At 71.6% G+C, this 13,834-nt stretch carries 12 protein-coding genes and 2 pseudogenes; 10 read left to right on the top strand and 4 right to left on the bottom strand.

The features are described 5' to 3' along the window. Positions 1-431: 431 nt before the first annotated feature. Positions 432-722 (bottom strand): annotated as a pseudogene (locus tag ACFYW7_RS23320) (Ku protein); the annotation flags it as partial. A gap of 53 nt (positions 723-775) precedes the next feature. Here ACFYW7_RS23320 and ligD point away from each other — a divergent pair. Next, positions 776-1,656: pseudogene (gene ligD, locus ACFYW7_RS23315) on the top strand (non-homologous end-joining DNA ligase). A 38-nt stretch (positions 1,657-1,694) separates the two neighbouring features. Here the strand turns inward: ligD and ACFYW7_RS23310 are convergent. After that, the gene (locus tag ACFYW7_RS23310; RefSeq protein ID WP_389505327.1) at positions 1,695-2,498 is read right to left on the bottom strand and encodes a nuclease-related domain-containing protein; all 804 of its coding nucleotides are present in this window, start codon (positions 2,496-2,498) and stop codon (positions 1,695-1,697) included. Between the two features lie 99 nt (positions 2,499-2,597). Here ACFYW7_RS23310 and ACFYW7_RS23305 point away from each other — a divergent pair, with 99 nt between their 5' ends. From ACFYW7_RS23305 to ACFYW7_RS23290, 4 genes are all read left to right on the top strand, one after another. Continuing rightward, the gene (locus tag ACFYW7_RS23305; protein ID WP_389505324.1) at positions 2,598-3,104 is read left to right on the top strand and encodes a protein phosphatase; all 507 of its coding nucleotides are present in this window, start codon (positions 2,598-2,600) and stop codon (positions 3,102-3,104) included. A 371-nt stretch (positions 3,105-3,475) separates the two neighbouring features. Continuing rightward, entirely contained in the window at positions 3,476-4,300 is an 825-nt protein-coding gene (locus tag ACFYW7_RS23300; RefSeq protein ID WP_389505322.1) for an SH3 domain-containing protein, read from the top strand. A gap of 80 nt (positions 4,301-4,380) precedes the next feature. Next, positions 4,381-5,757 carry an FtsW/RodA/SpoVE family cell cycle protein gene (locus ACFYW7_RS23295; protein WP_389505320.1) on the top strand — a complete coding sequence of 459 codons (1,377 nt, stop codon included), beginning with the start codon at positions 4,381-4,383 and terminating at the stop codon, positions 5,755-5,757. Then, positions 5,754-7,232: a penicillin-binding transpeptidase domain-containing protein gene (locus tag ACFYW7_RS23290; protein WP_389505318.1), complete on the top strand. Its 1,479-nt coding sequence runs from the start codon at positions 5,754-5,756 to the stop codon at positions 7,230-7,232. Before ACFYW7_RS23295 ends, ACFYW7_RS23290 begins: the two co-directional genes overlap by 4 nt. A 222-nt stretch (positions 7,233-7,454) precedes the next feature. On the opposite strand, the gene ACFYW7_RS23285 is transcribed toward ACFYW7_RS23290, so the two are convergent. Both ACFYW7_RS23285 and ACFYW7_RS23280 read right to left on the bottom strand, forming a co-directional pair. Beyond that, positions 7,455-8,354: an ADP-ribosylglycohydrolase family protein gene (locus ACFYW7_RS23285; RefSeq protein ID WP_389505316.1), complete on the bottom strand. Its 900-nt coding sequence runs from the start codon at positions 8,352-8,354 to the stop codon at positions 7,455-7,457. A gap of 71 nt (positions 8,355-8,425) precedes the next feature. Further along, positions 8,426-9,532, bottom strand: a complete 1,107-nt coding sequence (locus tag ACFYW7_RS23280) for a ferritin-like domain-containing protein (protein WP_389505314.1) — start codon at positions 9,530-9,532, stop codon at positions 8,426-8,428. Between the two features lie 138 nt (positions 9,533-9,670). Here ACFYW7_RS23280 and ACFYW7_RS23275 point away from each other — a divergent pair, with 138 nt between their 5' ends. The 5 genes from ACFYW7_RS23275 (at position 9,671) to ACFYW7_RS23255 (ending at position 13,570) form a co-directional block, all read left to right on the top strand. Then, positions 9,671-10,600 carry a diiron oxygenase gene (locus ACFYW7_RS23275; RefSeq protein WP_389505312.1) on the top strand — a complete coding sequence of 310 codons (930 nt, stop codon included), beginning with the start codon at positions 9,671-9,673 and terminating at the stop codon, positions 10,598-10,600. Positions 10,601-10,682: 82 nt separating this feature from the next. Further along, positions 10,683-11,408 carry a TetR/AcrR family transcriptional regulator gene (locus tag ACFYW7_RS23270; protein ID WP_389505310.1) on the top strand — a complete coding sequence of 242 codons (726 nt, stop codon included), beginning with the start codon at positions 10,683-10,685 and terminating at the stop codon, positions 11,406-11,408. Between the two features lie 10 nt (positions 11,409-11,418). Continuing rightward, positions 11,419-11,739 carry a hypothetical protein gene (locus ACFYW7_RS23265; protein WP_389505308.1) on the top strand — a complete coding sequence of 107 codons (321 nt, stop codon included), beginning with the start codon at positions 11,419-11,421 and terminating at the stop codon, positions 11,737-11,739. A gap of 109 nt (positions 11,740-11,848) precedes the next feature. Next, positions 11,849-13,006: an NlpC/P60 family protein gene (locus ACFYW7_RS23260; protein WP_389505307.1), complete on the top strand. Its 1,158-nt coding sequence runs from the start codon at positions 11,849-11,851 to the stop codon at positions 13,004-13,006. 141 nt (positions 13,007-13,147) lie between these two features. Next, on the top strand, positions 13,148-13,570 hold the full coding sequence (locus ACFYW7_RS23255; RefSeq protein WP_389505305.1) for a hypothetical protein: 423 nt from the start codon (positions 13,148-13,150) through the stop codon (positions 13,568-13,570). Positions 13,571-13,834: the final 264 nt, after the last annotated feature.

The raw sequence follows: 13,834 nt of genomic DNA, 5'->3' as shown, positions 1-13,834 counted from the left end.
TCACCAGCGGCAACCCTGAGGCCGGGGTCTTCGCGTATCTACAGCTACGCGCAGCCGAGTGCCGTCCTGAGCGGCCCTACGCCGACGCCTGTGGGCTGTTCAAGGAAGGGATCTCGGAACGTTTCCCCTGGTCAGTCCACGAAAACGACGAAGGCTCCCGGCAGTTCCAGAAGCCTGGCCCCCGCTACGGGTCAGGTGCTGATCTCACGGATCAAAGCGCAGTCTCCGTCGTAGAGCTCCAGGGAGAAGTCGAACCCGAAGCGGTGGAGGAGAGTGCCGAGTTCATCGAATCGCTCGGGGTCCGCAACCCCGTTCAGCAAGGCCTCTGAACTCTCGATGGGGTCGATCTCAACCTGGCACCAAGCGATCTCAAGTTCGTAGCCATGCCAGGAGGACGACCTCGACCGCCAGCCGGCCCGCACGAATCGGTCGGCCACGATCTCGATCGTCCGGGCGGTCGGGATCGGCAGGGAAGCGAGGTCCTCGTCGGTGATCGGGATCAGCGTGCCGTCGGCGTCCTCGTAGGCCTTGCCGATCTCCGAGGTCGAGACCTCGCTGCCCTCCAGCTCGCAGACCTTGCGGTAGCGGATGCGGCCGCCGCCGTCGAGGTGGATCTGGCGGAAGGAGATCGCGTGGCTCTGCGTGGCGTTCACGACCTTGACGGGGATGCTGACCAGACCGAAGGAGATGGCGCCGTTCCATATGGATCGCACGTGCAGCACCCTTCAGATCACTTTGAACCGTTTCATTCCCTTTTCCGTGGGATTCTCATCGCATGACGCCGATCACCGAGGTGGAGGGCAGAAGGCTCGCGCTCACCAACCTGGAGAAGGTCCTCCACCCGGCCACCGGTTTCACCAAGGGCGAGGTGCCGCACTACTACGCCACCGTGGCGGACGTGCTGCTCCCTCATCTGCGTGACCGGCCGGTCTCCTTCCTCCGCTGTCCCGACGGACCGGACGGCAAGGTCTTCTTCACCAAGAACGTGCCGCCCGGTACGCCCTCCTGGGTCAGGACCGCCGAGGTTCCGCGTACCGAGGGCCCGCCCGGATGGTCCTCGTCCAGGATCTGGCCTCGCTCATGTGGGCGGCGAACCTCGTGACCGAGTTCCACACGCCGCAGTGGACGACCGGCACGCCCGGGATCGCCGACCGGATCGTCTTCGATCTCGATCCGGGGGCCCCGGCGACGGTCGTGGAGTGCTGCGAGGTCGCGCTGTGGCTGCATGAGCGGCTGGCCGCCGACGGGATCGAGGCGTACGCGAAGTCGTCCGGGTCGAAGGGGCTGCACCTGCTGGCCGCCGTCGCGCCCACACCGTCCGCCGAGGTCAGCGCGTACGCGAAGGAGCTGGCCGTGGAGGCGGAGAAGGCGCTGCCCCGACAGGCCGTGCACCGGACGACGCGGAGCCTGCGGCCCGGGAAGGTGTTCGTCGACTGGAGCCAGAACGCCGGGCGCAAGACGACGGCCACCCCCTGCACGCTCAGGGCGCGGACCGGGCCCACGGTCTCGGTGCCCGTGACATGGGACGAGGTCGAGGCGTGCCGGACACCGGACCGGCTGGCCTTCCAGGCGCCGGACATCCCGCCGCGCGTACAGGAGTTCGGTGACCTGCCGGCCCCGTTGTTCGACGCGGACCGCGCGGGCCCGCTGCCCTGATCACCCCGGCGGAGGCTCGCGCGACGTGTGCGCCCGGTTCACATCCGTAGCCATGTGTGCCGGTCCCGGGCCATCGCGTGCAGGGCTTCCACGTCCGCCGGCTTGAGCACCCCGCCGAGCCGGGCGAGACCCGCGAGGTCGGTGTCGCGCAGCACGCGGACGTCACGGGGTGGGGCCGGCGCGTCGAGGGCGGCGGCTCCGACCACGGCGAGGACGGCGCGCACCTCGGCCGTCAGGGCATGGGACGCGCGGTCCGCGTCCGCCCGGACCCGGCGCAGCAGTGGCCGCGGTTCGCGCCGCCCGACGACGACCATCGGACCGTCGACACGGACGCGCTGCCGGTGCGCGGACAGGGTGCGGACGCAGAAGAGGCCGGCGGGGCCGATCACCAGGTGGTGGATGCGGTCGCCGCCCGGGAGCGGGACCGAGTGCAGGGTGCGCCAGCCGCCCGACTCCAGCCGGTCGAGGGCGGTGCCGACGGCCTGCTCGGCGGCGAGCCGGCGGCGGCGCGGGTCGGGGCGCAGCCGGTGCGCCGGGCCGGGGTCGCGGTCGAGGGCGATCACCAGTGCCTCGCCGGGCCGGTTCGGCGCGAGGTCGTCGTCCGGGTGCAGGGTCAGCCGGGCCAGCTCGGCCGGTGTGGGGACGGGTGGCGGTCCGACCGTCACAGGGCCGGTCAGGAACGGGCCCAGCGCGTGGAGCACGTCCGCCCGCCGGTCCTCACTGAGCAGGTTGACCCGGGCCGCCTCACGGTCGTACCAGGCGACGTTCCTCCCGTCGGTCAGGCACACGTACAGGCGCTCCTGTCCGTGGCGCCAGGCCGGTACGACGCGCAGTCCGCTCATGCACCATCACCCCACGACCATGGGAACAGGCGGGGTGCTCCAGGGGCAAGAACCCGGTTACCTTTGGGAGCAGTTGGGGGAGTTGGGTGGGAGGCGCTGTTGCGGACTCGCAGAAAATACCCGGATGTTCCGGCTCCGGGCAGCCCGTGGAGTGAGATCGTGCCCGGCCTGTGGATGGGTGGCCACGAGTTCGCGGGGCGCTCGGGACAGCCCGAATCCGCCGTCGTACACGATGAGTTCGATCTGGTGCTGACGCTTCTGCGACTTCCGGGGCACGGCCCCGATCCGGGGGTCGAGCACCATGTGTGGCCGATACCGGACGGGCCGTTGGACGGCACCCAGCTCGCGGGGGTCATACGGCTCGCGCGGGCCGCGGACGACGGGCTGGAGGACGGGCGCCGGGTGCTCGTCCGCTGCTATCACGGGTACAACCGCTCGGGGCTGGTCGTCGCCCACGCGCTCGCCCTCGCGGGGCACACCGCCGACGACGCGATCCGACTGATCAGGGCCCGGCGTTCCCCCTGGGCGCTGCACAACGATCTCTTCGTGGAGTACCTGCGGGCCGGACTCACCACGGCACGGCTCCTGGAGGAGCTCGCGGAATAGCGGAATGACGAGTGACGGAACAGGCGGGGGTCCCTCTCGCGCGGTGGGCATCGCCGCAGGTGGAAGGGGATCGTCCCGGACGGAGCGCGAACGGGACCTTCGCGACCGTCCCGACCGGACCCGGTCGCCCCGATCGACCTGTCCTGCTCGGGTCGATCCAACTGGCTCGGCCCGGGTCGATCCGATCGGTCCTGCCCGGTCGGCGCGGTCGGTCTTACCCCGGTCGGCGGAGCGGTGGGCGGCGCTGACGCTCCCTCAGGGTGTATCGGAGGGCCCGGGCGTCTCCGATGGCGGAGTGTGAACTGCGCTCCCCGAACCCCACTCCTAATGTGGCGATAAGCCAGGTTATGCCGCCTTCTGGAGGAGCTCCCATGTCCCTGAAATCCACCTACACCCGATTCGCCGTAGCTCTCGCCGCCGGCAGTCTCGTCGCCTTCGCCGCGGCCGCCCCCTCCGTCGCCGACGGTGACGGCGGCTCCGGAAGCGGCGGCAGCCGCGAGTGGAGCGACGACGGAGGCGGGGGTGGGGGTACGGGGGGTGAGCAGGACGGCGACGCCGGGCTCGGCGGCCAGTGGAACACGAGCGGCGGCGGGGGCGGCCAGCAAGGAAATACCGGTGGAGGCGGCGGCCAGCAGTGGAGCACCGGTGGAGGCGGAGGCGGCGGCCAGCAGGCGAACACCGGCGGAGGTGGCGGGGGCGGAGGCGGCGGAGGGCAGCAGGCGAACACCGGCGGGGGCGGCGGGGGGCACAGCCAGCAGGCGAACACCGGCGGAGGTGGCGGGGGCGGAGGCCAGCAGGCGAACACCGGCGGGGGCGGGGGCGGGGGCGGCGGGGGGCACAGCCAGCAGGGGAACACCGGCGGAGGTGGCGGCGGCGGAGGCCGTCAGCCGGGTGACGGGCGGGGTGAGGCCGGCCAGACGACCGGTGGACGGGGTGACGGCCTCGGTCAGAACAACCCGCGCCACTACAAGGGCAGGATCACCGCCCGCGACGGGCTGGCCCTGCGCAGCGCCCCGACCCGCGGCAGCCAACTGATCCGGGTCGCCCGGCGCGGCGAGATCGTCTCCATCTACTGCAAGACCTCGGGCCAGAGCGTCCACGGCAACCCCCTGTGGTACCTCCTCACGGACGGCACCTGGGCCTGGGGTGCCGCCCGCTACATCGACAACATCGGCCCCTCCCCCCGCTGGTGCTGACACCCCCGAAGGCGAACCGGAACAGCCGGTTCACCGTCCCATAACAGGACATCGGGTCGCCCGCTTGCTACGTTCCGGTCATGATCCAGCCCGGAATGTCCGGAACGGCCCTGGCGGCGGGAGCGGCGCCCCCCGCCGACCGCCTGCCCAGGCGCCGTGGCATCGAGTTCTCCCTCATCGTCGTCGCCGTCCTGCTCTGCGTGTACGGCTACTGCGCTGTCGGTCTGGCCAGGAACGGCACCGTCCCGCCCGGCGCCGCCGGTTACGGCGCCGGGCTCGGCGTGCTCGCGCTCCTCGCCCACGTCGCCGTACGCCTGCGGGCCCCGTACGCGGATCCGCTGCTGCTGCCCATCGCCGTCCTCCTCAACGGCCTGGGCCTGGTGCTGATCTACCGGCTCGACCTGGAGACCCCGGCCGACCAGGCGGCGCCCATCCAGCTCATCTGGTCGACGCTCGGGGTCGCGTTCTTCATCGTGGTCGTGTTCTTCCTGCGCGACCACCGCGTCCTCCAGCGCTACACCTACGTCTCGGTGGCCGGCGCGCTCGCCCTGCTCGTCCTGCCGATCTTCTTCCCGGCGGTGAACGGCGCCCGCATCTGGATCCGGATCGCCGGATTCTCCATCCAGCCGGGCGAGTTCGCGAAGGTGCTGCTCGCGGTCTTCTTCGCCGGCTACCTCGCCGCCAACCGCAACGCCCTCGCCTACAGCGGCCGCCGGATCTGGCGGTTCACCCGGCTCCAACTGCCCACCGGCCGCGTCCTCGGTCCGATCGTCGCGATCTGGCTGCTGAGCGTCCTGGTCCTGGTCCTGGAACGGGACCTCGGCACCTCGCTGCTCTTCTTCGGCCTCTTCGTCATCCTGCTGTACGTCGCCACCGGGCGCACCGGCTGGATCGCGGTCGGGCTGCTGCTGGCCTGCGTCGGCGCGGTCGCGGTCGGCCGGCTGGAGCCGCACGTGCACAGCCGCGTACAGGACTGGCTGGCCCCCTTCGCGTCGATCGCCGCGGGCCAGGGTCCCAACCAACTCGCCCAGTCCCTCTTCGCGTTCGCCGCGGGCGGGGTGCTCGGCACCGGTCTGGGACTGGGCCACTCGATCCTCATCGGCTTCGCCGCCAAGTCCGACTTCGTCCTGGCGACCGCGGGCGAGGAGCTCGGACTGGTCGGCCTGTCCGCGATCTTCGTCCTCTACGCCCTCCTCGTGGAGCGCGGCTACCGCGCGGGGCTGGCGCTGCGCGACCCGTTCGGCCGGCTCCTGGCGATCGGCCTCGCCTCGATCATCGCCCTCCAGGTCTTCGTCATCGCGGGCGGCGTGACCGGCCTGATCCCGCTGACCGGCATGGCGATGCCGTTCCTCGCCCAGGGCGGTTCCTCGGTGGTCACGAACTGGATCATCGTGGCCCTGCTCATCCGGATCAGCGACTGCGCCCGCGGTCAGTACGACGGGACACCGGCGCCGTGACCAAGTACATCCGGAGGGCGATGGGACTGTGCGCGGTGCTGTTGGTGGCCCTCCTGGTCAACGCCGCCCGCGTCCAGATCGTCAGCGCCCCGTCGTACGACCACAATCCCGCCAACCGCCGTCAGGCGATCGCCCGTTACGGCCTGCCGCGCGGCGACATCGTCGTCGGCGGCCGCACGGTCACCGGCTCCAACGACAGCGGCGAGCAGCTCCGTTACGAACGGACGTACCGGGAGGGCCCGTTGTACGCGGCCGTCACCGGCTTCGCCTCGCAGCTGTACGGGACGACGCTGCTGGAGAGCACCGAGGACGGCGTGCTCTCCGGCGCCGACCCGATGCTCGCCCCGTTCCCCCTGCTGAACGACGTCACCCGGGCCCGGAACCCCGGGGGGCGGGTCGTCACCACGCTCGACCCGGCCGCGCAGCGCGCCGCCTTCGAGGGGCTCGGCCGACGGCGGGGCGCGGTCGCCGCGATCGAGCCCTCCACCGGCAGGATCCTGGCCCTGGTCTCCACGCCGTCGTACGACCCCGGGGTCCTGTCCGGGACGGGGCCGGCGGTCTCCGAGGCGTGGGCGCGGCTGAACGGCCGGGCGGACAAGCCGATGCTGAACCGGGCGATCCGGCAGACGTATCCGCCGGGCTCGACGTTCAAGGTGGTGACCGCCGCGGCGGCGCTGGACTCGGGCGTCGTGGACGACGTGGACGCGCCCAGCTTCTCGCCGAACCCGTACCGGCTCCCCGGCACGACGACGAGGCTCACGAACGAGATCGAGGGGTGCGAGGACGCCTCCCTGCGGTACGCGTTCACCTGGTCGTGCAACACGGTGTTCGCGAAACTGGGCGTGGACGTCGGTCTCGACTCCATGACCAGGACGGCGGCGGGCTTCGGCTTCAACGACCGCAAGCTGCGCATCCCCTTCTCGGTGGCGCCGAGCAACTTCGATCTGCGGCTGGATAAGGCGCAGTTGGCGCTCTCCTCCATCGGGCAGTTCGACACCCGCGCGACTCCGTTGCAGATGGCGATGATCTCCGCGGCGGTCGCGGGCGACGGTGCGGTCAGGACGCCGTACCTGGTGGAGCGGACGACCACACCGGGCGGCGGGACGCTGGCCTCCCACGGTCCGCGGACCCTCCACCAGGCGATGAGCGCGTCGACGGCGCAGCGCATGCGCGAGCTGATGACCGACGTCGTGGAGAACGGCACGGGCACGGTGGCCGCGATCCCCGGAGCCACCGTCGGCGGAAAGACCGGCACGGCCCAGCACGGCATCGGCAACTCCGGTACCCCGTACGCCTGGTTCATCTCCTGGGCCCGCGCCGACGACTCCATGGAGCCCGCGGTGGCCGTCGCGGTCGTCGTAGAGGACGCGGCGGCTGACCGGGGGGACATCACCGGAGGCGGGTTCGCGGGTCCGATCGCCCGGTCGGTGATGGAGGCTGTGCTGGGGCGCGGCGGCGCCGGGCCGAGGCCGTGACGCGCCGAGGGTGCGAGAGGGGCGGGCCGTGACGCGCCGAGGCTGCCGGAGGAGCGGAGCCGTGACCCGCCGAGGCTGCCGGAGGAACGAGCCCGTGATGGGCCGGGGCTCCCACAGGGGAGGGCTGTACAGGCCGGGACTGTGAGACGGGCTGGGCTGCGAGACGGGCTGGGCTGCGAGACGGGCTGGGCTGCGAACGGCGCGGGTTCGCGAGAAGCGAGGTCAGGCGGCCCCCGGGACCGCTTCCCTGCGCCGCAGCCAGTCGGCGGCGACCGCTTCGACGCCGGTGCGGGCGCCGACGATTCCGCCGGTGATCGCGCAGGTCGTGTCGACGTCGCCGAACCCCTCGGCCGTGCTCCAGAGCGCCGCGGTCAGGTCGTCGGGGTGACGGGACGCGCACCAGACGGCGAAGGGGACGGTGTCGTCGGCCCGGATCCGCTGACCGTTGCCCAGGATGTCCGCGGCCTTCCAGGGCTCGGTGGAGAAGGGCAGCTCCGCCGCGCGGACGAGCCCGTCCCGGACGGCGCTCCGCGGGGTCGCGGCGACGACGGCGGCCAGGTCCGGCCCGCCGCGCGCGGACAGCGCCGCGGCCGTGGCCACGGCGATCGCGCCGGCGATGCCCTCCGGGTGGGCGTGGGTCACCTCGGCCGACAGGGCCGCCTGTTCGGCGACGGCCCCGAGGTCCGCGTGGAACCACGCGCCGAGCGGGGCGACCCGCATCGCCGCGCCGTTGCCGAGGCTGCCCTCGCCGCCGAACAGGCCGCGCGCCGACTCCGGCCACCGGTGCGGCTCCCGGAGCAGCCGGGGAAGGAGTTCGTGCATGCCGTAGCCGTATCCGCGGGCCGGGTCGGCGTCGTAGCCGAGGGCGAAGGCCAGGGCCAGCTCCGTCTGCCGGATCTCGCCGTGCTCGTCGAGGACCCGCAGGACGCCGAGCGCCATCGCCGTGTCGTCGGTCCAGTGCCACGGGGACTCCTGAGGTGTCCGGCGGGCGCGGATCTCCTCGTAGGCCTGGAGCCGGTCCCTGAAGAGCGGGAACCACCGTTCCCCGAAGGCGTCGCCGAGGGCGAGGCCTTCGAGGCTGCGGCGGGCGGCCGTACGGTTCGCGGTGATCGACGGGGTCATGGGGCGATGGTGCCGGGCGGGCGGTGGAACCGCGAGTCCTTTACGGCCGCCCCTCTCCCCACCGCGCGGGCCTACGGATTCGCCCCGTCCTCGATCATCTCCGCGACCTCCGCGACGCGGGCCCGCTCCTCGACCGCGAACCGTTCCCGGTCCAGCCGTTCGGCGATCTCCTCGTCCTGGGCCATCAGTTGGTCCAGGTTGGAGTTGCCCATGTCGAAGACCCCCATGTCGACGTAGGCCTGCTGGAGGCGTTTGCCCCACAGGCCGATGTCCTTGACGCAGGGGACGATGCGGCTGAAGAGCAACTGCCGGAAGAGGTGCAGGAATTCGGACTGTTCGCTGAAATCCTCGGCCTGCGCCTTCGGTATGCCGAAGTTCTCCAGGACCTCGACGCCGCGCAGCCTGTCCCGCATCAAGTAGCAGCCCTCGATGACGAATTCCTCGCGCTCGCGCAGTTCGGCGTCGGAGAGCTGCTTGTAGTAGTCGCGCAGGGCCATGCGGCCGAAGGCGACATGGCGGGCCTCGTCCTGCATCACGTAGGCCAGGATCTGTTTCGGCAGGGGCTTGTCGGTGGTGTCCCTGATCATTCCGAAGGCGGCCAGCGCCAGGCCCTCGATCAGCACCTGCATGCCGAGGTAGGGCATGTCCCAGCGGGAGTCACGAAGGGTGTCGCCGAGGAGGGCCTGGAGGTTGTCGTTGATCGGGTAGAGCATGCCGATCTTCTCGTGCAGGAAACGGCCGTAGACCTCGGCGTGCCGGGCCTCGTCCATGGTCTGGGTGGCCGAGTAGAACTTGGCGTCCAGGTCGGGGACGGATTCGACGATCCGCGCCGCGCAGATCATGGCTCCCTGCTCGCCGTGCAGGAACTGGCTGAACTGCCAGGAGGCGTAGTGCTTGCGCAGTTCACCCTTGTCCCGGTCGGTCATCTTCGCCCAGTACGGGGTGCCGTAGAGCGTCATCGCCTCGTCGGGGGTGCCGAGCGGATCGGCCGGGTCGACCTCCAGGCCCCAGTCGATGCGCTTCTGGCCGTCCCACTGCTTGTCCTTGCCCTTCTGGTAGAGGGCGAGTAGCCGGTCACGACCGTCGTCGTACTCCCAGCTGAAGCGTGCCGCCCCCGAGGCCGGTATCTGCCAGAGGGGATCTCCCGAGTCCGCGGCGTACAGCTCATGCGTCGGCATACTTCGCAGGCTCACACGGAGTAGACGAGTCGTCAACAAGTCCGGCGCAAGGGATTGACGAGCTTGCTGACAAGCAGTCTCATAAGACGTGACCGCCGGTAACTCCCGTGGATCCGGTACGACGAGGTGGGAACAGCCATGACGACGGTGCCCGAAGCCGATGTGCTCCGTGACGCGCTCGGTCTACTCAAGGACCGGGAGCAGGTGGCCGAGCGCCTCCTCGACTCGTCCGCCAAGCACTCCTTCGACCCCGACAAGGAACTCGACTGGGACGCGCCCTTCGAGGAGGGCAAGTGGTTCTGGCCGCCCGAGCTCGTGTCGCTGTACGACACCCCGCTGTGGCGGCGGATGAGCGAGGAGCAGCGGATCGCCCTGTCCCAGCACGAGGCGGCGGCGCTCGCCTCGCTGGGCATCTGGTTCGAGATCATCCTGATGCAGCTGCTGGTGCGGCACATCTACGACAAGGCGGCGACGAGCGCGCACGTGCGCTACGCGCTGACCGAGATCGAGGACGAGTGCCGGCACTCGAAGATGTTCGCCCGGCTGATCACGCGCGGGGGCACCCCGTACTACCCGGTGAGCCGGGCGCACATGAATCTGGGGCGGCTCTTCAAGACCATCTCGACCACGCCCGGTTCCTTCACGGCCACGCTGCTCGGTGAGGAGATCCTCGACTGGATGCAGCGGCTGACGTTCCCCGACGAGCGGGTGCAGACGCTCGTCCGGGGTGTCACGCGGATCCACGTCGTGGAGGAGGCGCGGCACGTCCGCTACGCCCGGGAGGAACTGCGGCGCCAGATGGTCACGGCGCCGCGCTGGTCCCAGGAGTTCACCCGGATCACGTCGGGCGAGTTCGCCCGCGTCTTCTCGGTCGCCTTCGTCAACCCGGACGTCTACACGAACGTCGGCCTCGACAAGCGCGAGGCCCAGGCCCAGGTCAAGGCCAGTGGGCACCGACGCGAGGTGATGCAGACCGGCGCCGGGCGGCTGACGGACTTCCTGGACGACATCGGGGTACTGCGGGGGGCCGGGCGGCGGCTGTGGAAGTCGTCGGGGCTGCTGGCCTGAGGCGGGGGTCTCGGCCGGGGGCCGTGGGTGGGGGCCTCGGGCGGGGCTCGGGGTGTGCGGGTGGGCGGTTACGCTGCCCGGCATGACCTCGCAGGCTCCCACCCCCGCCTACCGTCGGCTCAGTGTCGAGGAGCGGCGCAGTCAGCTGCTCGAGGCGGCGCTGTCCCTGTTCGCCCAGCGGGTGCCCGAGGAGGTCTCGCTGGACGACGTGGCGGAGGCGGCCGGGGTGTCGCGGCCGCTCGTGTACCGGTACTTCCCGGGCGGCAAACAGCAGTTGTACGAGGCCGCCCTGCGGTCCGCCGCGCAGGAACTGGAGCACTGTTTCGCGGAGCCTCCCGAGGGGCCGCTCACCCGGCGGCTCGCCCGGGCCCTCGACCGCTACCTCGCGTTCGTGGATCAGCACGACGCCGGGTTCAGCGCGCTGCTGCGGGGCGGCAGCGTCATCGAGACCTCGCGGACCACGGCCATAGTCGACGGGGTCCGCAGGGCGGCGGCCGAGCACATCCTCGATCACCTGGTGGTGCGCGATCCCGGCCCCCGGCTGCGGATGACCGTGCGGATGTGGATCACGGCCGTCGAGGCCGCCTCGCTGATCTGGCTCGACGAGGACAAGGAACCGCCGCTGGACGAGCTGCGGGACTGGCTCGTCGAGCAGTTCGTGGCGGCGCTCACCGCGAGCGCCGGACGCGATCCGCAGACCGCCGCGGTGGTCCGGGCCTCGCTCGCGATGGAGAGCCCGGACGGCATCGTGGGGGAACTGCTCCGCCGGGTGCTGCCCGTTGTCGGGGACGCGGCCCACCTGCTGTGACACTGGTCCGGTGAAGAGCGAAGACACCCCCTTTGTCGGCGGCCCGCTGGACGGGCGCGTCCTGCCCGTCCTGCTCGGGATCACCGGTCACCCGCCGAAGACGTACCGGATTCCGGTGCCCGACGCGGCGGGCGGCAGGCCCACCGTGCTGGTCTACCGGCGCGTCCAGGCGGCGACGAGCAAGCGGCTCGGGCTCCATCAGGGATGGAGGTACGAGTACGACCCCGAGGGCGACACGTCGGGACGCCGGTTCACGTGGCCGCGGTCCGGGGGTGCACGCGAGGGCCGGGGCAAGGGCGACGCCACGCCGGACGGCAACGCCGACGAGTGACCTTCTTGGGCCGAAGCGGCCACCCGGGGTGCGCCCGGTGCGAGGTCGCCCGATCCTGCCGGTGCGAGACGGGTGGTGGACGGACCACCCCGGCACCGGAGGTGATGGCGTGTCAGGAAGGCTTCTGCGTCTGGTCTGTGCGGGGGCGACGGCGGCTGGGGTACTACTCTCCCCGGCCCCGGCCACGGCCGCCCCGGAGCCCGGCCCGACTTCCGGGACCGAGGACCGGCAGTCCGTCGCCTCGCTGCTGACGGATCTTCAGCGGCTGTACCGGGACGCCGAACGCGCCACCGAGACGTACAACGGGACCGACGAGAAGCTGAAGAAGCAGCGCGCGGAGGTCAACAGGCTCGACGCCCGCCTCACCAGGGCGCGCCTCTCCCTGCACGACAGCCGGGGCGCCGCGGGGCGGCTGGCCCGGCAGCAGTACCAGAGCAGCGGCGAGATCTCCTCGTACGTACGACTGCTGCTCGCCCGGGATCCGCAGCACGCCCTCGACCAGGGGCACCTGATCGGCCAGTTGTCCCTGGAGCGGGCCGGGGCCGTGCGGCGGGTGGCGGGCAGCGAGCAGCGGACCGACATCCTCGCGCGAGCCGCCCGCAAGGCGCTCGACGCCCAGCTCTCCCTCGCCGCACGGCAGCGGAAGGAGCGGGACGAGGTGCGCGCCCGACTCGACGACGTCCAGACGCTGCTCGCGTCGCTGACCGCCGAACAGCTCGCCGAACTGGACCGGTTCGAGAAGGCGGGGACCGCCGCGGCGCAGAGGAAGGTCATGGCGTCCGGCGCGCTCAGCAGTGTGCGGCCGCCGTCCCGGGAGGGCGAGGAGGCGCTGCGGTACGCCGTCGGGCAGATCGGCAAGCCGTACGAGTGGGGCGCGGAGGGTCCGGCGGCCTACGACTGCTCGGGGTTGACGTCGCAGGCGTGGGAGCGGGCCGGTCTGACCATCCCCCGGACCAGCCAGGAACAGTGGGCCCGGCTCCCCGAGATCCCGCTGAGCGACCTGCGCCCCGGCGATCTGGTGATCTACTTCCCCGAGGCCACGCACGTCGCCATCTACCTGGGTGAGGGAATGGTGGTGCAGGCGCCGCGGCCCGGTTCGAAGGTCAAGGTGTCGCCCATCGCGGCGAACCCGCTGCTGGGTGCGGTCCGTCCGGATCCGGACGGCAAGCCGCTGGGGCGCTACACACCGCCGAAACTGCCCGCGGGCGCCATGGAGGGCAGCGACGAGGGGTACGCCTCCGGGCCGCCCGCCGCCCCGTCCACGTAGCGCTCCGCTCCCGCCGGGACCTGTCGTGGCCCGAGACCGGGACCGCGACGGTACGAGACCCCCGGCTCGAGAGTCGGCCCTGGACCGCCGGGGCCGCGGGGACCGACCGAACGGAAGCGGCTCCCAGGGCGTCCTGGGAGCATGAAGACATCGCACCGAACCGTCGTCCTGCTCCTGAGTGCCGGGCTGATGCTCACCGGCTGTTCGTCCCTGACCGACACCTCGGTCTCCGGGGGGCACCGGGGCCCCACCCTGCCCGCCCGCACCCCCGAAGGGGACCACTGGGAGAAAGGGCCGGCGAAGCCCGTTCAGCACAAGGCGTACCCGTACGACCTCTACACCCATTGCGGGATCAAGTGGACTCGTTTCGGAGGTCGTTGGTGGGTCCTCGACACGGTCTTCCCCGGTGTCGAGCAGGTCCGGGGGGAGCAGCCCTCGCAGTACACGCAGACGCTCGCCGGCTACATGACCCTGATCGGGCCGGACACCGCGAACTTCGACGCCGCCGGGATGCCCACTCTGCAATTCGTGCCGGCCGAGAAGAACCCGCCGGGCTGCGCCTAGCCCGCCGGGGCGGAGGGGTCCGTCGCCGCCCGGCCGCGGGAAAAGGGCCGGGCGGAGGCCCCGGCCCCTTGGCGACGGATCGGACACCTGTTCCACTGCGCGCATGATCACGGCGCTCTGTTCTCTCCTCGGCGGGGTGACCGGGCGCCTTCTCCTGGCGCGACGAGTGCGGCGAACAGCCACTCAGACCGAAGCGGGGCAAACAGTCTTCTTCCAGGCCGGAGCCAACCTGCCGGACGAGGGACGCCGATACGGCCTTGGCCG

Source organism: Streptomyces sp. NPDC002580, assembly GCF_042889485.1.
Lineage (GTDB): Bacteria > Actinomycetota > Actinomycetes > Streptomycetales > Streptomycetaceae > Streptomyces.
This window is presented reverse-complemented; position numbering and strand designations above follow the sequence as displayed.